Below are 20,354 nucleotides of genomic sequence, written 5' to 3'. Positions count from 1 at the left end.
CACTACAGGTCGAGCGTTGTTGAGGTCGGAGCGTCCGCTGCCTTGAGTTTTTGTTTGAGAAGCTTGAACTGCTCGGTCAGCTCTTGAATCGCCTGCTGAGCTTCGGCCTGGCTATCGTATGACGGAATCATGGTACCACCGAGCGGCTTCAACAGACGCCCCACTTTGATGTGGTAATGTGTGTCTTCTTGGATTCGCAGCCCGTCCGTGTCGCGAGAATTGATTGGGTGCGAATAGAATATGTGGTCGGCTAGACCGAGTTTAGTGATGGCCGCCTTCTCTTCCTCTGAGAACTCTACAGCGATGATGACCTGTTTTACCGGTATCGTTTTAAAAATCCCGAGTCGTAGAGAACCGTCTCGAATATCCATTTGCACTTTCATTATGCCCCCCAGAAAAGAAAGCGGCCGGGGAATGCATTCCCCGGCCGTATGCTCTCTACGCGAGAGCGTTCCAATCTTCAGTCACATTCAGGCCGTGCGCTTCCAAGTAAGCTAGGACTTCAGTCACGCGCCAATGTGGTCGGGAGTTCCTATGCTTTCCAAGTTTGTGACACCGTGGAAACGGATCGTCTGCATACTTGGGATCGAACATAAGTCGCCACGTATGAGCGCGGGAAATCCTCCATCCCAACTCACTTCGTAAGCCCTTCCAGTCCACAATGAGTGGTCTCTTAGACATGCAACGTCTCCTGAGTAGGAGAGCGTGCACGCCCTCGGTTTCACCACCGATGGACACTGCGATGCTATGCTCGACTTTGGTCCGTTTCAAACTGATTCAGGAGAAACACAAGGGCGGAGCAAAAACGGAGCAAAAACGAAGAAAGCGGGAGACTCCCTCCCGCTAAGCTATTGAAATATTGGCGATCCCGGCATGACTCGAACATGCGACCTACGGTTTAGGAAACCGCCGCTCTATCCGGCTGAGCTACGGGACCGCGGAACCCGCCGATGAGGCAGGTTGCCTGGAGCTGTACATATCAAAGCGAGCGCAGGATCGGAAGCCCTCGCTTTGGTCAATGGGCAAAGAAGCGCCGATCCTACGCCCTGATATTGTTATCCTTCACCACCTTGCCCCAAGTGGCGACCTGCTTGTCGAAGAAGGTCTTGAAGGCGGCGCCGTCCTGGAGCAGCAGCGTCATGTGCTGCGTCTCCTTCAGCTGGGCGGCGGTCGCGGGCTCGCTCAGGATTTCCTTGGACGCCGCCGCGAAGGCTGCGACGACATCGGGCGGCGTGCCTGCAGGCGCGAAGATGCCCCACCAGGCCAGCGTCTCGAAATCGGGAAAGCCCGCCTCGATCGCGGTCTGCGTGTCGGGCAGGGCCGGCAGCCGCTCGCGGCCGAGCTGCAGGACCGGGTGCAGCATGTTGGTGCCGAGCTGGGCGGCGACCAGCGCCGCCGATCCCGCGATGAGATCGACATGGCCGCCGAGCACGTCGTTCATGGCCGGGCCGCCGCCGCGATAGGGCACGTGCATGATCTCGACACCGGCCTTGCTGCCGAGCACGGTCATGGCGAGATGGCCGAGCGTGCCGATGCCGACGGAGGCATACTTCACCGCCCCAGGCGTCGCCTTGCAGGCCGCCACCACGTCGGCAAAGGACTTGTAGGGGCGGCCGGCACCGGCCGCGATGACGTAAGGCGCGGTGCCGATCAGCAGTACCGGCATCAGCTCGCGTTCGACGTCGACCGGCGGCTTGTCCAGGATCGACGGGATCACCGCATGGGAATCGAAGGTGACCAGGAACGAGGTGCCATCTGCCGGGCTCTTGGCGACCTGCGCAGCTCCAAGCGCACCGGCGGCACCTGATTTGTTCTCGACCACGACGATGCGGTTGAGTTTTGTCTGCAGGCTGGCCTGCAGCAGCCGCGCCATCGCATCGGTCGAGCCGCCCGGCGGAAACGGCACCACCAGCGTGATCTTGCTTCCTTGCGCCATCGCCGGCGTCAGCGCGAGAATGGCCGGCGCGGCGAGCAGCGCCCGTCGTGTGATCGTCATGGTCCCCTCCCTTTTGCTTTCAGCGCCCGGCTTTTTGCTCTTTGGCGCGTCTTACGCGGTCCCGAAACCGGACCCCGCTTTCTTGTATTCTGGCCGAGGCGGACTGAAGATGTCCAGCACCCGGGCGCCGTCGGGGCCGGCGCGCATGGTGTGCGGCACGTTGCCCGGGGTGCGCCAGAAATCGCCTTTCTTCACGGCGATCTCCTCGTCGCCCTGGACGCGGATCGCGGAGCCGTCGAGCAGCACGCCCCACTGCTCCTCGGGGTGGTGGTGCAGCGTGCCTTGCGCATGCGGGGCCAGCGTCACCACCGACAGCATCGCCTGCTCGCCGGAGAAGATGCGCGTGGTCACCCCTGCGGCGAGTTCGCGGAACAGCCCGTCGCCGGGGTTATCGATATTGTGAAACTCGTCCTTCTGGCTCAAATCGTCCTCCCCTGCCTTCGTCTTTGATCAAGACTTGCCATACGAGCCCTGATAGCGGCCCTCGCGGATCGCCTTCATGGTCTCCTCTTCGCGCGCGACCTGGGCGCGCACGGCTTCCAGCAGCGTGGCGGCGCCCGCGGCAGGGAACGACACCACGCCGTCCTCGTCGCCGACGACGATGTCGCCGGGCGAGATCACGCTGCCGCCGATCGTCACGGGCACGTTGATCTCGCCGGGGCCGTTCTTGTAGGGACCGCGATGGATCACTGCGCGGGCGTAGCAGGGAAAGTCGTCGGCCGCGAAGGCCGCGACATCGCGGATCGCACCGTCGATGACGTAGCCTTCGGCTTTGCGCCACTGCGCGATGTTCTTCATGATCTCGCCGACCAGCGCGCGGGTCTCGTCGCCGCCGCCGTCGACCACGATGACGTCGCCGGGGCCGACCAGCTCGAGCGCGCGGTGGATGGCGAGATTGTCGCCGGGGCGGGTGCGCACGGTGAAGGCCGTCCCCACCAGCTTGGCGCCGCGATGATAAGGCCGCAGCCCGACCGCGCCCGGCAGCCGCGCGAGGTTGTCCGATATGACCGAGGTCGGCGCCCCGCGAAAGCCCTCGATGATCTCGGCCGGCGGCTTTGCCACGCTGTTCGCTGCGATGGTGATCGTCATGTCCAAAAGTCCTTCCGTCGATTAGTCGGCGTGCGCCCGCGCCTTCGCCGGCATGATCCGGAAGGCGCGCCCTTCCTTCATCCACGCCGCGCGTTCGTCGCGCAATAGTGTTCTGCGAACCTTGCCCGAATCGTCGCGCGGCGGAGCGCTGACGATCTCGAAGCTCTCGGGGTGCTTGTAGCGGCTGAGCCGATCCTTCAGGAAATCCGCCATGCCGTCAGCGATCGTCTGGCCATCCGTATCCGCCTCCGGCTCGATGATGGCGTGCACGCGCTGGCCCAATTCGGGATCTGGCAATCCCACCACCACGCAGGACCGCACGCCGGGCGCTTCGGAGACGGCCGCCTCCACCTCGGCCGGATAGATGTTGGCGCCGCCGCGCAGCACCATGTCGGCGAGGCGGTCGCCGAGATAGAGATAGCCCTCCGCATCCAGCCGGCCGATGTCGCCGAGCGATTCCCAGCCGTCGCTGCGGCGCTTCGGCTCGGCGCCGAGATAATGATAAGTGGCGTCCTTGCCGTCATTGTTGAGGAAATAGATCTCGCCGGTCTCGCCGGGCGCGACGTCCTTGCCGTCCTCGCCGATGATGCGAAGCTTCGCCATCTCGCCGATCTTGCCGACCGAGCCCTTGTGCGTCAGCCATTCCGTGCCCGAGATGATGCAGGCGCCCTGCCGCTCGGTGCCGCCATAGAGCTCCCAGATCCGCTCGGGCCCGAGCCAGGCGATCCAGTTCTCCTTCAGCCACGGCGGCATGGGAGCGGCCATGTGGAAGACGGTCTGCAGGCTCGACAGATCATAGGCATTGCGCACATGCTCCGGCAGCGCCCAGATCCGGTGCATCATGGTCGGCACGAAATTGACCCATTGCACGCGCTCGCGTTCGATCTGCCGCAGCGTCTCCTCCGCGTCGAACTTGACGAGGCCGGTGAGCTTGCCGCCGGTGAACAGCGCGTAATGCGACACGATGAACGGCGCATTGTGATAGAGCGGGCCGGGATTGAGCAGCGAGACGCCGAAGGGAATGCTGAGCGGCGGCGCCGCGACGGTGTCGGTCACCGCCGGCTGATGATCGAGGATGACCTTTGGCCGCCCGGTCGAGCCGCCCGACGTCATGGCCTTCCAATAGCGCGCGACCGGCGGGTTGAGCGGCTCGTCCGAAAATCCTTCCGGCATGAATTCGGCCGGCAGACGGTTCGGCGCGTTCCAATCGGCCTCGCCGCCGACCACCAGCGCCGGCTTCAGGATGTCGAGCACCGCAGCGGCCTCGCCGCGCGGCAGCCGCCAGGACAGCGAGGTCGGCGTCGCCCCGCACTTCCACACGGCAAAAGTTGTCTCGAAGAAGGCATTGCCGTTGGGCAGTCCGATCGCAACGAAATCGCCGGGCCTGACGCCCTTCGCCATGAACGCCCGCGCGCGCCGGTTGGCGCCGCGCTCGAGCTCGTCCCATGTCAGCGTGTCCTGTCCATGCTGGACGGCGATCGTGCCTTGCGGTTTGCGTTCAGCGTACCAGCGCGGCACGTCGGACAGGGGCAGCAACATCGGGCGCTTCCACTTCGTTTTCTTGGCGTCGCCTCAGGTGGGGCGCTCGCAAGCGGAAGTGTAGCAGTTCGCCGGACTGCAACGCTGTGACTCCCGCGCCACGTCAAGCACAAAATGTCAGCATTGCAGCCATGAAATTCCCGGGTTCCACGGGTGACAAGCCGGCGATAAAGGGGCAAAAATCCGGCTCGACTCAGTTTGGGTTGAGTTTTCCAGGGAATGCTCTCTTAGAATGTCGTCAGTGATTGCATTGCGTCGTGCGGCGCTGGTTCCCGTGGCCGTAGCAGGAGTTCTTCTGCTGACGCATACGCATGCCCAGGCGCAGTGGTGGAAGCGCGCGCCGGTCGATTTCGAGGAATGCGCGGACGCTGCCGAGAAAGCCGCGACCAAGGCCGAGAAGACGGCGGCGCTTGCCGATTGCAACGCCAAGTTCGCCGGCCGCCGCAAGCCGGGCGGCGGTTACTCCTATTACGACTTCCTGCAGGATCGCACCTTCGACATCGCCGGGCCCAATCCGACGCCGGAGGAGCAGAAGAAGATCGACGCAGCCTATGCCGCCTATCTCGCCAAGGAGCGCCGCAGCAACGAGGCGGCGCAGGCCATGGCACGGCAGCAGCGCGAGCAGCAGGAACGGCAGGTGCAGCAGCTCCAGCAGGTCGCGCTGAGGACCGATGTCGAGCGCGTGCCGGTTCCGGTCGAGCGGCCGAAGCTGCAGCAGACCGTCGGCCAGCGAAAGGGCGCCACCTGCACCAAGGGCTCCTTCTCCTGCGAATGGCCGCGGCTGTCAGAAGGCCTGAACGACCTGAAGAAGCTGTTCAACCCGACGCCGACCAAGCCGGCGAAGAAGAGCTGACGTCACAAGCTCCGCTGTCGTCCCGGACAAGCTCCACTCTCGACAACGCGAAGCGTTGTCGAGAGTGGAGCCCCGATCCGGGACGACGACTGAGGATGTCCGCACCACCTGCATACACGCAACGCATCAGTTCGCGCGCTTCTTCCTGCCGTGCTTCGGTTTGGCCACCGGCACATCCGCCGGCGCCGTGACCGTCGGCGAGCTACCCAACTGAGACCTGCTCTCCTGCAATCGCCTGTCGTATCCTGGAGAGTTCTGGACCGTCGGCGGCCTTGCATGGGCGAGCGTCGATGCTCCGCAGAGCACGGCAAGCGAAAGCCCGGTCATCAAGCTAGGTTTCATCGCGTTCCTCCTCGCTATCATGGCACGCCGCGGATCTGCTGCGGCGTCAGCCGCGGCGGTCCGTTGCCGGCGGCCTCGGCTTCCCTGATCAGCGCAACAATGCGGCGCATCAGCGGCACGTCGACACGGTTCTGCTCGGCGAGCGCGATGACCGCGCCTTGCAGATAGTCGATCTCGGTCTTGCGGCCCTGCTTCAGGTCCTGCCACATCGAGGAGCGCGCCTCGGGATCGATCTTCATCGTCCGCCCCAGGATCGCGTTGAAGATCGCATCCGGCAGCCGCAGCAAGGTCGGAGACCAGTTCATCGGGATCGGCGTCGCCGAGACTGGCGTGATGCCGGCCGCCTTCAGCGCGGCCAGCCCCTCCGCCATCTGGTCGGCGAACAGCCGCCGCCAATCGCGGTTTGCCAATTGCGCGGCGAGCGGCATGTCCGACAACGCGCTGAGGGCGTTGTTCAGATTGATGATCAGCTTGCCCCATTGCACGCCGGTGATGTCACCGCTCGCGCGCACGCTGAGGCCAGCTACCGACAGCGCTCCGGCCGTATTCTCGGCATCCTCGCCGATATGGATGTCGCCGGAAGTCGAGCGGTGGAAACGGCCCTCACCCATCGCGATCACGTTGAACGGCACCATGCCGGCGAGCACGCGGCGGTTGCCAAGCCGCTCGCGCAGCACCGCGACATTGCCGATACCGTTCTGAAGCGAGACGACGACGGCATCCTCGGGCGCATGCTGCGCGATCTGGTCCGCGACACCGGCGGTATCCGCGCTCTTGACGGTGACCAGCACGATGCCTGCGCTGTGAAGGATCGCGGGATCCTCCGAAAGCGCGAGCTGGCCCGCGCCGAGCCTGCGCTCGGAGCCGTCGAAATCGGTCAGACGCAGGCCGAACCGCTCGATCTCGGTCTTCACCCGCGGCCGCACCAGCAGCGCGACACGGCGGCCACCGGCCGCCAGCATGCCGCCGACGAAGCAGCCGATGGCGCCGGCGCCAGCTACCACGATCGGTCGATCCGTCATCACTGAACTCGCTCCCTGAACGTCCTGCCTTCGATAACAGAGGCACGGCCGGCAACCAATCGCGTAGCAAGCGCCTTGTAACCGTCATGAGTGCCCCATATGTTTTCGCCCCGGGGGCAGTCAGCGGCGAGCATTCGCCAGACGAGACGCCAAAGGAGAGCACCATGGGTCTACTCGACGTCCTCAACGGCATGCAGAACGGCCCGCGCGGTCCCTCGACGCCGAGCTCCGAGAAATCCGGCATGTCGCCGATGACCATGGCGCTGCTCGGCCTGCTCGCCTGGAAGGCGTTCAAGCATCTGACGGCCAGCCAGCCCGGCGCGGCGCCTGCCCCGCAGCAGCGCTCACCGCTGCCGCCGCCCACGCCTGTCAATACGGGCGACAGCAGCACGCTCGGCGGCAATAGCGGCGGCCTCAGCGACCTGCTCAAGGGCGGCCTCGGCGGTCTGCTCGCGGGCGGCGCGGCCGGATCCGTGCTGAGCGGCGGCCTTGGCGACCTCCTCAACCAGCTCCAGCAGGGCGGCCACGGCGAGGCCGCGAATTCCTGGGTCGGCAAGGGCCAGAACAAGCCGATCGCGCCGGGCGACCTCGCCAACGCCCTCGGCGCCGATCAGATCGAGAGCCTGTCCGCCCAGAGCGGCCTGTCGCGCGAGGAGCTGCTCAACGGCCTCAGTCAATATCTGCCGCAGGTGATCGACCATCTGACGCCGGACGGACGGCTGCCGACCGAGAACGAGATCTCGGGCAGAATCTAGTCGGACCTTGATCGACACGCTTTCGGGAAGGGGAGCACACTCATGAGCATGGGCGGCCTGTTGTGGATCATCGTCGTCGGCTTCATCGCCGGCCTCATCGCGCGCTGGCTGGCGCCGGGGCCGAACAATCCGAGCGGCTTCATCCTCACCACCATCCTCGGCATCGCCGGCGCATTTCTCGCGACCTTCATCGGCCAGGCCATCGGCCATTACAGCCCCGATCAGGGCGCCGGCTTCATCATGGCCACGATCGGCGCGGTGGTGGTGCTGTTCATCTGGCACCGGCTGGTGGCGAGCGGCGTCATCAAGGGGTAGGTCGTTTGTCATTCCGGGGCGCGAAGCGAACCCGGAATCTCGAGATTCCGGGTTCGATGCCATCGCATCGCCCCGGAATGACGTCGTGCAACATCACGTAATCAAATGCATCCCCGCGTCCATGCGCACGACCTCGCCGGTCATGTTGCTGGAGGCCGGCATCGCCAGGAAGCACACGAGCTGGGCGATATCATCCGCGGTCGATGCGACCTTCAGCGGCACCTTCGCCACCACGCTGTCGCGCACCTGCTTGGCGCCGGCCTCGCCGCGGCCCTTGGTGAACCAGGGCGTGTCGATATAGCCGGGGCAGACCGTGTTGACGCGGATCAGCGGCGCCAGCGCGCGCGACAGCGACAGCGTCATGGTGTTGAGCGCGCCCTTGCTCGCGGCGTACGCGATCGACGAGCCGACGCCGCTGATGCCGGCGACCGAGGACACGTTGACCACGGCGGAGGGCCGACCTGAGGCCTTCGCGCCGGCCTCGAGCAGGCTGCGCGCGGCGCGCACCATCTGGAACGGACCGATGGTGTTGACGCCATAGACCCGTTGGAAATCTTCAGCCGACAAGCCGTCGAGATCGGCGTGAGCGACATGCTTGGTGATGCCGGCATTGTTGACGAGGACATCGAGCTGGCCCCAGCCGCTGGCTGCCGCGACAATCCTCCGGCAATCCTCGTCCTTGGACACGTCGCCCTGCGCGACCAGCACCTCCGCCGCGCCGGCCTTGCGGCAGAGTTCTGCAGTGGCTTCGGCTTCCTTCTGGCTCGAGGAATAGTTGATGACGAGCCGCGCCCCGCTCCGCGCGAGAATTTCCGCCGTCGCAGCGCCAAGGCCGGAAGCCGACCCCGTCACGATTGCGCACAGATTGTCCTTGGCCATCCGGATTTCCTTCCCCGTATCCTTGATCTTCCGCCGCCCTGTTTAGCGAGTTTGCGGCGCCCTGCAAATCGAGCAAACTCCGCTAAGCGGAATTAGCTTGGGCCCCATGTCCGCGCCGCAGGTTGACCTGCGATCAACGCTTGTCAGGGCCATGGCTTTTTCGGATCATCGGGCGCAAGAAGACCTGCCAAGAAGACTTGCGCGGCTCGCTCACCAGGCGGGACGCGCCAACGGCAAAACACGGGGAACGCTGTGGCGGAGAGTGACAATATCGTCGTCGAGACCGCGGAGAAGATCTTCGCAGATCTCGCCGATCCGCAAACCATCAACAACGACAAGAAGAATTCCTGGCAGGCGCCGCTGTGGCAGGCGCTGAGCGAAGCCGGCCTGCCATTGTCCTGGGTGCCTGACGATCTCGGCGGCTCCGGCGCGAGCCTTGCCGACGGTTTTGCGCTGCTGAACGCCGCCGGCCGTTTCGCCGTCGCGGTTCCCCTGGCGGAGACCATGCTGGCCGGCTGGCTGCTGGCCCAGGCGAAGATCGCGTCCCCTGAAGGTGAGATGACGGTGCTGCCGGCAAGCCCCAGGGATCGCATCACCCTCGATGCCGACGGCGCGCTCTCCGGCCGCGCCCGCGGCGTGCCGTTTGCGAAGACGGCGAAGCACTTTGCAGTGCTGGCGCATGGCAAGGACGGTGCCGTGATCGCGCTGGTCGATGCCGGCAAGGGCCGGATCGAGTCCGGTCTCAATGTCGGCTACGATCACAGCGACACCGTGACGCTCGACAAGGTCCAACCCGTCACGCTGAAGGCCGCGCCGAAGGGGCTTGACCAGACCACGCTCATGCTGATGGGCGGCGTTGCGCGCAGCCTGCAGATCGCCGGCGCGCTGGAATCGATGCTCGACATCTCCGTGCGCTATTCCAACGAGCGTGTCGCCTTCGAGAAGAAGATCTCGAAATTCCAGGCCGTGCAGCACAATCTCGCGCGTCTCGCCGGCGAATCCGCCGCGGCGCTCGCGGCTGCGACGTCCGCGGCTGACGCCATCGCGAACGCCGAGGCGTTCAACGACGAGGTCTATCTCGAAGCCGCCTCCGCCAAGATCCGCTGCGCGGAAGCCGCGGAAAAGGGCGGCGCCATCGCGCATCAGGTGCACGGCGCGATCGGCTTCACCATGGAGCACATCCTGCACCGCTATTCGCTGCGGGCGCTGGCCTGGCGCGACGATTTCGGCTCGGAGAGCCATTGGGCCGTCGAGCTCGGCAAGCTGGTCGCAAGCCGCGGCGCCGACGAACTGTGGCCGCTCGTGGCATCGCGCTGATCAGGGAGAGAAACACATGACCGCTGCGCTTCGTTTCGACCCGATCCGCCTGCCCGAAAAGTGCGAGCAACTCCGCAAGGAAGTGCGCGCCTTCCTGGCCGAGGAAATCGCCGCCGGCACCTTCGATCCGCACAAGCCCAACCGCGAGGACACCGACGCGCCGGAATTTTCCCGCCGGGTCGGCGCCAAGGGCTGGCTCGGCATGACCTGGCCGAAGAAATATGGCGGCCAGGAGCGCTCCTTCCTCGAACGCTACGTGGTGACCGAGGAGATGCGCGTCGCCAACGCGCCGACGCGGCGCTTCTTCGTCGCCGACCGCCAGAGCGGGCCAGTGCTGCTGAAATATGCCCCCGAGCACATCAAGATGGACATCCTGCCGCGGATCTGCCGCGGCGAGATCTGCTTCGCCATCGGCATGAGCGAGCCGAACTCCGGCTCGGACCTGTTCGCGGCGAAGACGCGCGCGACCAAGACCGACGGCGGCTATCTCATCAACGGCACCAAGATCTGGACCTCGTCGGCGCATATCGCCGACTACATGATCGCGATCTTCCGGACCTCGCAGCCGACCAAGGAAAACCGCCGCCACGGCCTGACCCAGTTCCTGGTCAAGATGAAGCAGCCGGGCATCAAGGTGAACCCGATCGGCCAGATCACCGGGCAATACGAGTTCAACGAGGTCGTCTTCACCGACTTCTTCGTGCCTGATGACCACGTGCTCGGCGAGGTCGACGGCGCCTGGAAGCAGGCGACCAGCGAGCTCGCCTATGAGCGCTCCGGACCCGAGCGCTTCCTCGAGACCTATTACGTGCTGACCGAGCTGGTCCGCGCGGTCGGTCCCAACCCGGATACGCGCAGTGCCGAAGGCATCGGCCGTCTCGTTGCGCAGCTCCACACCATGCGGCGCATGTCGGTCTCGGTGGCCGGCATGCTTCAAGCCGGCAAGGAGCCGGTGGTCGAGGCGTCCATCGTCAAGGACATCGGCACGGTCTGGGAGCAGCAGCTTCCGCACCGCGTCCGCGATCTCGCCGCCTTCGTCGAGGAGACCGCGACCAACCGCGAGACCTTGGAGCGGCAGCTCGACTTCGCGATCAAGACCGCACCGAAACTCACCATCCAGGGCGGCACCACCGAGGTGCTGCGCGGCATCATCGCGCGCGGACTGGGTCTGCGCTAATTCAATCGGGGATATCATGAGCACGTATAAAGACATCGGCGTCGAGAAGGTCGGACACGTCGGCACCATCGAGATCCGCCGTCCGCCGCTCAACTTCTTCGACATCTCGCTGATCAACCAGATCGCCGATGCGCTCGAGGAGTTCGACCGCGACATCGAGATCCGCAGCTCCGTTCTCTCGGCGCAGGGCAAGGCGTTCTGCGCCGGCGCCAACTTCCAGGATCCGGCGCGGCAGGCGCAGGAGGCAAGCGAGGCCGGGAAGAAGGGCGACCCCGCCGACAGCCTCGGCGCCATCAACCATCTCTACATCCAGGCCGTGCGCATCTTCCGCGCCAAGAAGCCGATCGTCGCCGCCGTGCAGGGCGCGGCCATCGGCGGCGGCCTGGGCCTTGCGGTGTCGGCGGATTTCCGCGTCACCTGCCCCGAAGCGCGCTTCTCCGCGAACTTCACCAAGCTTGGCTTCCATCCCGGCTTCGGCCTGACGACGACGCTCCCCGAGCTGATCGGCAAGAACAACGCCGAGCTGATGTTCTACACCAGCCGCCGCGTCACCGGCGAGGAAGCCGTGAAGTGGGGCCTCGCCAACGTGCTGGTGCCGCAGGACCAGGTGAAGGCGGAAGCGATGAAGCTCGCCAACGAGATCGCCGAATGCTCCCCGCTCGGCCTGCTCTCGACCCGCGCCACCATGCGCAACGGCCTCGCCGACCGCGTCATGGCCGCGACCAACCACGAGCTCGCCGAACAGACCCGGCTGCGCGCGACGGAAGATTTCAAGGAAGGCGTGAAGGCCACGGAAGAGCGGCGCGCGGCGAATTTTAAGGGAAGGTAATCGACGTATTGCGACGGCGCCTCAGCACTCTCCGCCGTCATCCCCGCGAACGCGGGTATCCATAACCCCAGGGAGGAGTTGTCGCGCAAGCTGATCACTCCGACTCTTCGCCAAACCACTCCCGGTGGCTATGGATCCCGGATCTGCGCGCGCCTTGGGGCGCGCTTGTCCGGGACGACAGTGGTGGTTTTGGCGGCTTACTTTCTCCCCACCACCAGCGCATCGACGATCGTTGCGCCCAGCCCTTCGCCGTGCACCAGCACCGGGTTGAGCTCGATCTCCGAAATCTCCCTGGCATACGCTGCCGCCAGCACGGAGATGTCGGCGATCAGTTGCGAGAGAGCCGGCACATCCGCCTTCGCCGCCCCGCGAAATCCGTTCAGCAATGGCGCGGCCTTCAAACCCGCCAGCATCGCACCGGCCTCGTCCGCGCTCACCGGCGCGGGACGATAGACCACATCCCGAAACAGCTCTGTCGTGATACCGCCGAGACCCACCATCACCATCGGACCAAAGGTCTCATCCGTCATCGTGCCCACGATGATCTCGACGCCCTTCGGCGCCATCGGCCCGACCAGCACGCCCTGGATGTCCGCCTCCGGCCGATGCTTGCGCGCGTTGTTGAGCAGGGCCTCGAATGCGAGGAACGCTTCGCCCTTGGTGGTGATGTTGACGCGAACGCCACCGACCTCGCTCTTGTGGGCGATGTCCGGCGACTGAATCTTCATCACCAGCGGAAACCCCGCGCGAGCGACGGCGTCGTCGAGCCCGGCCTTGTCCTTCACCAGCACCTCCTCCGGCAGCGCGATGCCGGCGGTGCGGAGCAGTGCCTTGCTGTCGGCTTCCGACAAGGACGGCGATGACAGATGCGCGGAGAGATCGCGCCGCTGCAGCCGCGCCTCATCCGCGGGCTTCGGCAGCTCGAACCTCGCGTAATCGACCAGCCGCCGCATCGCGACGCCGACATGGGTCAGGCCCGAGAGCACCACGACACCTGATTTCGCAAGCTCGCGCCGCGCGAAGTCGGACGGCACGGTGTAGGAATAGAACACCACCGGCTTGTGCTGCGCGGACAGCACCGGCGCCAGTTCCTCTTCCTTGAACGGCTTGCGCACCTCGCTCGACAGCGACAGCACGACCAGGATCGCATCGACCTCGTCGGACGCCGTGAGCACGTCGACGCTCTTCTGCAAACCGCCGGAGGTGACGCCCTGCGCGGTGACGTCGATCGGGTTTCGCGCCGTGCCATAGGACGGCATCAACTGCTTGATCCCCGCCTGGACGGACTCGGACAGCTCCGGCACCTGCAGGCCCTGCAGCGCCACGGCGTCGGCGCCCCAGATGCCGGCGCCGCCGGAGACGGTGACGACGGCAACCCGATCGCCCCTCGGCAACGGATTGCTCGCCAGCACCGCCGCGATCGTCAGCGCCTCGTCGAGATCGTTGGAGACGATGAAACCATATTTCGCAAACACCGCGTCATAGGCCGCCGACCAGCCGGCCATGCTCGCGGTGTGCGAGGCCGCGGCGCGCTGGCCCGCGCCGGAGCGGCCGACCTTGGTGACGATGACGGGTTTCTTCACCTCCGCGGCGCGGCGTGCAGCGGCGAGGAATTTTTCGACGTCGCGAATGCCTTCGATGAACAGCAGGATCACGTCGGTCGAGGCATCCTGCACCAGATAGTCCAGGAACTCGCCGGCGCCGAGGTCGGATTCATTGCCGGCGCTGACGACATAGCTGACGGCGACGCCGAGCGCCCGCGCGCGATGATAATAGGCAAAGCCGATACCGCCGCTCTGCGCGACGATGCCGATCCGCCTCGTCGTCGCGACCAGCGGCACCACGCCAGGCTTGACGTCGACCGCCGGACTGAACGTTGCCGCCACGCGCTGCATTTGGCTGAAGAAACCCTCGGCGTTCGGACCGGAGATCCGCATCCCCGTGCGCTTCGCCAGCGCTGCGATCGCATCCTGCATCGCCGCGCTGTCGCCGCCCTCCTCGGCGAAGCCGGAGGAGATGATCACGGCATTCCTGACGCCGGCGGCGGCGCATTGCTCGAGCGCGGCCAGCACCGCGCGGGCGGGGATCATGACGACGGCAAGATCGATCGGCGCGCCGATCTCGGTGATCGATCTGTAGCAGGCGAGCCCGTCGATGTCCGCGTAGTTCGGGTTCACCGGGTAGATCTCGCCCGGGTACTCGTTCTTGCGCAGCATCGACAGCAGCCGGCCCGGGATCTTCTCGTGATCGCGCGAGGCACCGATCAGCGCGATGCTGGCGGGGGCGAAGAAACTGTCGAGCGGATGCGGCATGGCGAGAGTCCTTCTCATTGTTGGCCGCGCCGCAGCCTCCATCCCCGTCATCCTGAGGCGCCGGAGCGCAGCGGAGGCCTCGAAGGATGTACGGCCACCGGCCGAGCCGTTCATCCCTCGAGGCTCCCCGTGCGGCGCGTTGCGTCGCACGCCTCGCACCTCAGGATGACGGATCGAGAGCCGTGAACGCAAGAACTCAGGCGGCGAGCCGGAACGTCACCCCACCCAGCAGGAACTCGTTCCCCGCCACAGCGAGCCCCTTCGCCTTGGCAGCGTGCAGCACGCGCGCCACGTCGGTCACCCGAAACTCCAGCGCGCTCATGATCTCGCTGGCGCCCTTGACGAAACGGAAGGTTGCGTTCGGCAGCTTCAGCTCAGCTCCGTCAGGCGCAACCCCGATGATCTTCCCCCAATGTGCCGCCAGCCCCTGCGGGTCCGGGCTCTGCATCTCCACCGCGACAAGCGCCTGCGTCACGTCCTTGCGGATGGACTTCTGCCAGTCCGGTCCTGCCGGCGGGTACGCACCCAGAATGTCGTCGCTGCCTTCGGTGTGGTTGAACTCGATGAAAGCGGCGCGGCAGTCGCGGGGATGGAGCTGCACGCCGTGATAGGGCGCGTGGTCGATGACGTTGGCGGTGCGCACGCCCATTGCGTTGGCGTGGCGGCCCCGCTCGTCGGGATCGTCACAGCAGAAGATCGCCATATAGCCGCCGCGGCCGCCGGTCTTCTCGATGAAGCGGCCGGCCGTGGTGCCATCCTTGAACGGGGCGACCACCTCCAGCAGGATGGTGTCGACCGGCAGCAGCGCGTTCTCCAGTCCGTATTTCGCGACATTGCCGTCGCGGTAGCAGACGGCAAGGCCCATGATCTCCGCGATGTCGGAGACGACGGGCGCGAGCTGCGGCGCGACCAGGCAGATCTGCCGCAGCCGTAGATAGGGCGCCATGGTCATGCGCCCCTGAAGGTGGGCTTGCGCTTCTCCACGAAGGCCTTGGCGGCCTCCTTGTGGTCCTCGGTGTCGCCGCAGCGGGTGTGATGGATCGCCTCGCCGTCGAAGCAGTCTTCCAGCGGCAGATGCTCGGCGTTGTTGATGTTGCGCTTGATGAAGCCGAGCGCGATCGAGGGCCCCTGCGCCAGCGACAGTGCGAGCTCGTGCGCGGCGGCATCGATCTCCGCATCAGGCACGACCTTGGTCACCATGCCGATCGCATGGGCGTCCCTGGCGGTGAGCACCGGCGACATCAGATAGAGCTCGCGCGCCCGCGCGCTGCCGAGCAGCTGTGTCAGGAAATAGGTGCCGCCGTAATCGCCGGAGAAGCCGACCTTGGCGAAAGCGGTGGTGATCTTGCAGGATTCGGATGCGATGCGCAGGTCGCAGGACAGCGCCATCGACAGGCCCGCGCCGGCCGCCGCACCGTCGAGCTGCGCCACCACGGGTTTGGGCATCTGGTGCAGGATGCGCGAGACCTCCATACCACGACGCAAATTCGCGAGCTTCTGCTCGAACGGCAGCGGCGCGCGGCCGGCCGCCATCGACTTGACGTCACCGCCGACGCAGAACGAGCCGCCGGCGCCCTTGAACAGCACCGCGCGCACCTCGGGATCATCCGCCGCACGGCGTGCGGCTTCGACCAGCCCGGCCACCATCTCCGGGTTGAGCGCGTTCTTCCGCTCGGGCCGGTTCATCGTGATGGTGAGCAGCCCGCCTTCGAGCTTTTGCAGAACCATGTCGTTGCTCATGCGGCGTCTCCCTTTGTTTTTGTTTTGCTCGTCACTCCGGGGCGCGCCTTTGGCGCGAACCCGGAATCCACTTCTCAACCTTCACGGCCGCCCGATGGATCCTCAGGTGCGCAATTGCGCACCTGAGGACCTCGAGATCCCGGGTTCTCGCTACGCGAGCCCCGGGATGACGCTTCGCGTCACTTCTTCACCAGCGGGCAGCGCGACTGCTCCAGCGACTGGAACGCTTCGGCGCCGGGGACGGTGGCGAGCAGCTTGTAGTCGTCCCAGCGGCCCTTCGACTCCGACGGTTTCTTCACCTCGAACAGATACATGTCGTGGATCATGCGGCCGTCGTCGCGGATCTTGCCGTTCTTGGCGAAGAAGTCGTTGATCGGCGTTTCCTTCATCACCTTCATGACGGCGGCAGCATCAGTGGTGCCGGCCGCCTTCACCGCCTTCAGATAATGCGTCACGGAGGAGTAGACGCCGGCCTGCGCCGAGGTCGGCGGCCGCTTCACGCGCTCCTGGAAGCGCTTGGAGAAGGCGCGCGTGTCGTCGTTCATGTCCCAGTAGAAGGCTTCGGCCAGCAGCAGGCCCTGCGCCGTCTCGAGCCCGATCGAGTCGATGTCGGTGACGAAGACGAGCAGCGGCGAAACCTTCTGGCCGCCCTTCATGATGCCGAACTCGGCCGCCTGCTTGATGGCGTTGACGGTGTCGCCGCCGGCATTGGCAAGGCCGATCACCTTGGCCTTGGAGGCCTGGGCCTGCAGCAGGAACGACGAGAAATCCGAGGTGTTGAGCGGATGGCGCACGCTGCCGAGCACCTTGCCGCCGGTCTTGGTCACGACGGCGCTGGTGTCCTTCTCCAGGTCCTGGCCGAAGGCGTAATCGGCGGTGAGGAAGTACCAGCTGTCGAGGCCCGACTTCACGGCGGCAAGGCCGGTCACGTTGGCCTGGCCGTAGGTGTCGAACACGTAGTGCACGGTATAGGGACCGCAGGCCTCGTTGCTGAGACGGATCGAGCCCGGACCGTTGAAGATGATGATCTTGTTGCGCGCCTTGGCGATCTCGCCGGCCGCAAGCGCGGTGGCGGAGGCCGCGACGTCGTAGATCATCTCGACGCCCTGATTGTCGAGCATGTCGCGGGCGATGTTGGCGGAGAGATCGGCCTTGTTCTGATGGTCAGCCGCCAGCACCTGGATCTTACGCCCGAGCACCTCGCCGCCAAAATCCTCCACCGCCATCTTGGCGGCGGTCTCGCTGCCGGGACCGGTGATGTCTGCATAGAGGCTCGACATGTCGAGGATGCCGCCGATCTTGAGCGGCGGCTTGTCCTGGGCCTGCGCGGCGGCGCTCGCACTGAGGGCAAGCGACGCGGCAAAAATGCCCGACAAAATTCTCTTCATCGAAAAAGACCTCCCGTTATCGCGCCGTACTCTGATGGCGGCTTGGTTATTGCTCTTCAATAGTGCTGTTGCCGCAATCATGCCGCATGCGCAAGAGCGCAGCAAGCGCGAGGCGCGTTGCGCGCATGAATGCCGCGCATGTTTTCCGCAAAGCGGAATGGTGAGACGACGCAAGATGTTTCCGCGTCGTTGCGAGTGTGTGAAACAACGGCGCAGCTCCACACGCTCTGCCGTAGGGTAGGCAAAGGCGCGCTCGTCGCGCCGTGCCCACCGCCTCGTACGATTGGCAAAGACGTGGGCACGCTTCGCTTTGCCCACCCGACGGCAGCCCCTTCGCCATTCGCCACGTTTGGGTTAGAACGATCGCACAACGCAACCTCTCCGGGTCACGTGACGCGACTGCTTCACCTCCTCGTCGCATTCCTTCTCCTCGCGAGCCGCGCCGCGCTCGCGACGCCGTGCCAGTTCGAATCGCAGGGCGAAGGCCGCGTCGCCGCCATCGTCGATGCGCGCAGCGTCCGTCTCGACGACGGCCGCGAAATCCGTCTCATCGGAATCGAAGCGACGGCATCCACCAGGCAGGCGCTGGCATCGCTGCTCGCCGGCCGCGACGTCACGCTCCGCGGCAGCGACGACACGCCGGACCGCTATGGCCGCCAGGGCGCGCTGGTCTTCATCGGCGAGGGCGACACGTCCATACAAGCCATGCTGCTGGCCCAGGGCGACGCCCTGGTCTCCGCCGAGATCTCCGACAAGGACTGCGCGGCCGCGCTGATGGCGTCGGAAGCTGCAGCACGGCGCCAAAAAAAGGGCAGCTGGGCTGACCCGTCGGCCATAAAAAACGCGGAAAGTCCGGACGATATTTTGGCGGGGATCGGGCGCTTTGTGGTGGTCGAGGGTAAAGTCCTGTCGGTCCGGCAAGCTGGGGCAATGACCTACCTCAACTTCGGGCGGAACTGGACACGTGGCTTCGCCGCGACTATTTCAAAGCGCGCGTTACCGGCGTTCGAAAGCGCCGGGATCACCCTTAAGTCCTTGGAGAATAAACGTATTCGAATCCGGGGCTGGGTTGAGGAAAGTACGGGACCGCGGATCGATGTGCGGCTCGTGGGACAGGTCGAGTTGCTGGGCGCGAACGAGCCGACAGGGGTAAGGCCCTAAAGAAGGGCCAGGCACGGGTTAAGCGACGTGAATGGGGTGCTAGAACGGCACGTACGGAACGAACGCCGCCGCCTGCGGGCTGCGCCGGCCGCGCTATGCCTCGTGCTGGGCGCGGCGCTGGCGGGCTGCGGCGACATGGGCCGGTTCCAGACCGCCGCGACCCCGCCGGCCGTCGCGATGCCGAAGCCGAAGCCGGCCGTCGCCCAGACCCCTGCCACCGAAAAGGAGCATGAGCGCATCCTGGCGAGCTATGGCGGCACCTATGACGACCCCAGGCTCGAATCGCTGGTCACCAAGACCGTCGATCGGCTCGTCGCCGCCTCCGACCGGCCCGACCAGGGCTACAGGGTCACCATTCTCAATTCCGGCGCGGTCAACGCCTTCGCGCTGCCGAACGGCCAGCTCTATGTCACGCGCGGCCTGCTGGCGCTGGCCAGCGACACCTCGGAACTGTCCTCCGTGCTCAGCCACGAGATGGCGCATGTACTGTCCAAGCACGCGGCGATGCGCGAGGACCAGGCGCGCCAGGCCGCGATCGTCACCCGCGTCGTCACCGACATGAGCAACGATCCCGACCTCACCGCACTGGCGCTGGCCAAGACCAAGCTCACCATGGCGAGCTTTTCGCGCAAGCAGGAGTTCGAGGCCGACGGCATCGGCGTCGGCATTTCCGCCAAGGCGCATTTCGACCCTTACGGTGCTGCACGCTTCCTCTCCGCGATGGAGCGCAATGCCGAGCTGAAGGCCGGCAAGAGTTCGCTCGATCCGCGGGCGCAGGATTTCACCTCGTCCCATCCGGCAACGCCTGAGCGCGTGCAGAACGCGCAGACCATTGCGCGGCAATATACTGCGCCTGAAGGCGCCGAGCGCGACCGCGAGAGCTATCTCGCCGCGATCGACAACCTCGTCTACGGCGAAGATCCCAGCGAAGGTTTCGTGCGCGGCCGCCGTTTCCTGCATCCGAAGCTCGGCTTCACCTTCCAGGCGCCGGACAATTTCACGCTCGACAACACCGCCCAGGCCGTGATCGGCGTGCGCGAAGGCGGCGCACAGGCGATGCGTTTCGACGTGGTGCGCGTGCCGGCCGAGCAGTCGCTCGGCGACTACCTCAATTCCGGCTGGATGGAGGGCGTCGAGAAGGCGTCCACCGAGGACCTCAGTATCAACGGCTTCCCGGCCGCGTCCGCCACCGCCAAGGGCGACCAGTGGCAGTTCAAGGTGTACGCGCTGCGTTTCGGCAGCGACGTCTACCGCTTCATCTTCGCGACAAGGCAGAAATCGACCGAGAGCGAGCGCAACGCGCGCGAGACCGTGAATTCGTTCCGTCGCCTGACCCTCGACGAGATCCAGGCCGCCCGCCCCTTGCGCATCAAGGTCATCACCGTGCAGCCCGGCGACACCGTGGAATCGCTGTCACACCGCATGGCCGGCGTCGATCATCCCGCCGAGCGATTCCGCGTGCTCAACGGCCTCGATCGCACCGCGCAGGTGAAGGTGCGCGACCGCGTGAAGATCGTGGCGGATTGAGGTTGCGCTCGTTCTGCAAACTCATCCGTCGTCCCGGACAAGCGCGCCCAAAGCGCGCGCCGATCCGGCAACTGTTATGTTGACGGTGCGACCTTATAGATTTTTCGGTCGCG

Annotated in this window: 19 protein-coding genes and 1 tRNA gene; 8 read left to right on the top strand and 12 right to left on the bottom strand. The window is 65.6% G+C overall.

Annotated elements, in window-relative coordinates; genetic code table 11:
• Nucleotides 1-2: 2 nt before the first annotated feature.
• The 6 genes from UNPF46_RS35720 to UNPF46_RS35695 all read right to left on the bottom strand — a co-directional run bounded on the left by UNPF46_RS35720 (nucleotide 3) and on the right by UNPF46_RS35695 (nucleotide 4,624).
• A complete protein-coding gene (locus UNPF46_RS35720; RefSeq protein ID WP_142253163.1) occupies nucleotides 3-383 on the bottom strand; it encodes a hypothetical protein in 381 nt (126 codons plus the stop codon).
• Nucleotides 384-860: 477 nt separating this feature from the next.
• Nucleotides 861-937, bottom strand: a tRNA-Arg gene (locus UNPF46_RS35715).
• A 102-nt stretch (nucleotides 938-1,039) separates the two neighbouring features.
• Complete coding sequence (locus UNPF46_RS35710; protein WP_142253162.1) at nucleotides 1,040-1,996, bottom strand: tripartite tricarboxylate transporter substrate-binding protein; 957 nt, start codon at nucleotides 1,994-1,996, stop codon at nucleotides 1,040-1,042.
• A 51-nt stretch (nucleotides 1,997-2,047) separates the two neighbouring features.
• A complete protein-coding gene (locus UNPF46_RS35705) occupies nucleotides 2,048-2,419 on the bottom strand; it encodes a cupin domain-containing protein (RefSeq protein WP_100179185.1) in 372 nt (123 codons plus the stop codon).
• Nucleotides 2,420-2,446: 27 nt separating this feature from the next.
• A complete protein-coding gene (locus tag UNPF46_RS35700; protein WP_142253161.1) occupies nucleotides 2,447-3,085 on the bottom strand; it encodes an RraA family protein in 639 nt (212 codons plus the stop codon).
• Nucleotides 3,086-3,106: 21 nt separating this feature from the next.
• A complete protein-coding gene (locus UNPF46_RS35695; RefSeq protein WP_142253160.1) occupies nucleotides 3,107-4,624 on the bottom strand; it encodes an AMP-binding protein in 1,518 nt (505 codons plus the stop codon).
• A gap of 232 nt (nucleotides 4,625-4,856) precedes the next feature.
• Between UNPF46_RS35695 and UNPF46_RS35690 the strand changes: the two genes are divergently transcribed.
• The gene (locus UNPF46_RS35690; RefSeq protein WP_100179182.1) at nucleotides 4,857-5,477 is read left to right on the top strand and encodes a hypothetical protein; all 621 of its coding nucleotides are present in this window, start codon (nucleotides 4,857-4,859) and stop codon (nucleotides 5,475-5,477) included.
• A 359-nt stretch (nucleotides 5,478-5,836) separates the two neighbouring features.
• Here UNPF46_RS35690 and UNPF46_RS35680 read toward each other — a convergent pair whose 3' ends face one another.
• Nucleotides 5,837-6,844 (bottom strand): 2-dehydropantoate 2-reductase, encoded by a 1,008-nt coding sequence (locus UNPF46_RS35680; RefSeq protein WP_100179181.1) that lies wholly within the window; start codon nucleotides 6,842-6,844, stop codon nucleotides 5,837-5,839.
• Nucleotides 6,845-7,005: 161 nt separating this feature from the next.
• Here UNPF46_RS35680 and UNPF46_RS35675 point away from each other — a divergent pair, with 161 nt between their 5' ends.
• Nucleotides 7,006-7,596, top strand: a complete 591-nt coding sequence (locus UNPF46_RS35675) for a YidB family protein (RefSeq protein ID WP_100179180.1) — start codon at nucleotides 7,006-7,008, stop codon at nucleotides 7,594-7,596.
• A gap of 42 nt (nucleotides 7,597-7,638) precedes the next feature.
• Nucleotides 7,639-7,911, top strand: a complete 273-nt coding sequence (locus UNPF46_RS35670) for a GlsB/YeaQ/YmgE family stress response membrane protein (RefSeq protein WP_080586664.1) — start codon at nucleotides 7,639-7,641, stop codon at nucleotides 7,909-7,911.
• Nucleotides 7,912-8,004: 93 nt separating this feature from the next.
• Here the strand turns inward: UNPF46_RS35670 and UNPF46_RS35665 are convergent, their stop codons facing one another.
• Nucleotides 8,005-8,790: an SDR family NAD(P)-dependent oxidoreductase gene (locus tag UNPF46_RS35665; protein WP_142253159.1), complete on the bottom strand. Its 786-nt coding sequence runs from the start codon at nucleotides 8,788-8,790 to the stop codon at nucleotides 8,005-8,007.
• A 252-nt stretch (nucleotides 8,791-9,042) separates the two neighbouring features.
• Between UNPF46_RS35665 and UNPF46_RS35660 the strand changes: the two genes are divergently transcribed.
• The 3 genes from UNPF46_RS35660 to UNPF46_RS35650 are packed head-to-tail and all read left to right on the top strand — an operon-like array spanning nucleotide 9,043 to nucleotide 12,113.
• The gene (locus UNPF46_RS35660) at nucleotides 9,043-10,107 is read left to right on the top strand and encodes an acyl-CoA dehydrogenase family protein (protein ID WP_142253158.1); all 1,065 of its coding nucleotides are present in this window, start codon (nucleotides 9,043-9,045) and stop codon (nucleotides 10,105-10,107) included.
• 16 nt (nucleotides 10,108-10,123) lie between these two features.
• Nucleotides 10,124-11,284 (top strand): acyl-CoA dehydrogenase family protein, encoded by a 1,161-nt coding sequence (locus UNPF46_RS35655; RefSeq protein ID WP_018316466.1) that lies wholly within the window; start codon nucleotides 10,124-10,126, stop codon nucleotides 11,282-11,284.
• A gap of 16 nt (nucleotides 11,285-11,300) precedes the next feature.
• Nucleotides 11,301-12,113 carry an enoyl-CoA hydratase/isomerase family protein gene (locus UNPF46_RS35650; protein WP_100179177.1) on the top strand — a complete coding sequence of 271 codons (813 nt, stop codon included), beginning with the start codon at nucleotides 11,301-11,303 and terminating at the stop codon, nucleotides 12,111-12,113.
• A 197-nt stretch (nucleotides 12,114-12,310) separates the two neighbouring features.
• Here UNPF46_RS35650 and UNPF46_RS35645 read toward each other — a convergent pair whose 3' ends face one another.
• The 4 genes from UNPF46_RS35645 to UNPF46_RS35630 all read right to left on the bottom strand — a co-directional run bounded on the left by UNPF46_RS35645 (nucleotide 12,311) and on the right by UNPF46_RS35630 (nucleotide 17,553).
• Nucleotides 12,311-14,425: an acetate--CoA ligase family protein gene (locus UNPF46_RS35645; protein WP_142253157.1), complete on the bottom strand. Its 2,115-nt coding sequence runs from the start codon at nucleotides 14,423-14,425 to the stop codon at nucleotides 12,311-12,313.
• A 196-nt stretch (nucleotides 14,426-14,621) separates the two neighbouring features.
• Entirely contained in the window at nucleotides 14,622-15,371 is a 750-nt protein-coding gene (locus tag UNPF46_RS35640) for a VOC family protein (protein ID WP_181770266.1), read from the bottom strand.
• A 2-nt stretch (nucleotides 15,372-15,373) separates the two neighbouring features.
• Nucleotides 15,374-16,165, bottom strand: coding sequence for an enoyl-CoA hydratase (locus UNPF46_RS35635; protein ID WP_142253155.1), 792 nt, complete (start codon nucleotides 16,163-16,165; stop codon nucleotides 15,374-15,376).
• A 179-nt stretch (nucleotides 16,166-16,344) separates the two neighbouring features.
• Nucleotides 16,345-17,553 (bottom strand): ABC transporter substrate-binding protein, encoded by a 1,209-nt coding sequence (locus UNPF46_RS35630; protein ID WP_100179173.1) that lies wholly within the window; start codon nucleotides 17,551-17,553, stop codon nucleotides 16,345-16,347.
• A gap of 390 nt (nucleotides 17,554-17,943) precedes the next feature.
• On the opposite strand from UNPF46_RS35630, the gene UNPF46_RS35625 reads away from it, so the two are divergent.
• Nucleotides 17,944-18,714 carry a thermonuclease family protein gene (locus tag UNPF46_RS35625; protein WP_246668809.1) on the top strand — a complete coding sequence of 257 codons (771 nt, stop codon included), beginning with the start codon at nucleotides 17,944-17,946 and terminating at the stop codon, nucleotides 18,712-18,714.
• A gap of 36 nt (nucleotides 18,715-18,750) precedes the next feature.
• Complete coding sequence (locus UNPF46_RS35620) at nucleotides 18,751-20,241, top strand: M48 family metalloprotease (protein WP_100179171.1); 1,491 nt, start codon at nucleotides 18,751-18,753, stop codon at nucleotides 20,239-20,241.
• The last annotated feature ends 113 nt before the right edge of the window (nucleotides 20,242-20,354 follow it).

Origin of the sequence: Bradyrhizobium sp. UNPF46, assembly GCF_006658625.1 — a bacterium.
In the GTDB taxonomy this organism is placed as follows: Bacteria; Pseudomonadota; Alphaproteobacteria; order Rhizobiales; family Xanthobacteraceae; genus Bradyrhizobium; species Bradyrhizobium nitroreducens.
Note: the sequence above shows the minus strand (reverse complement) of the source record. Positions and strands in the feature narration are given on the sequence as shown.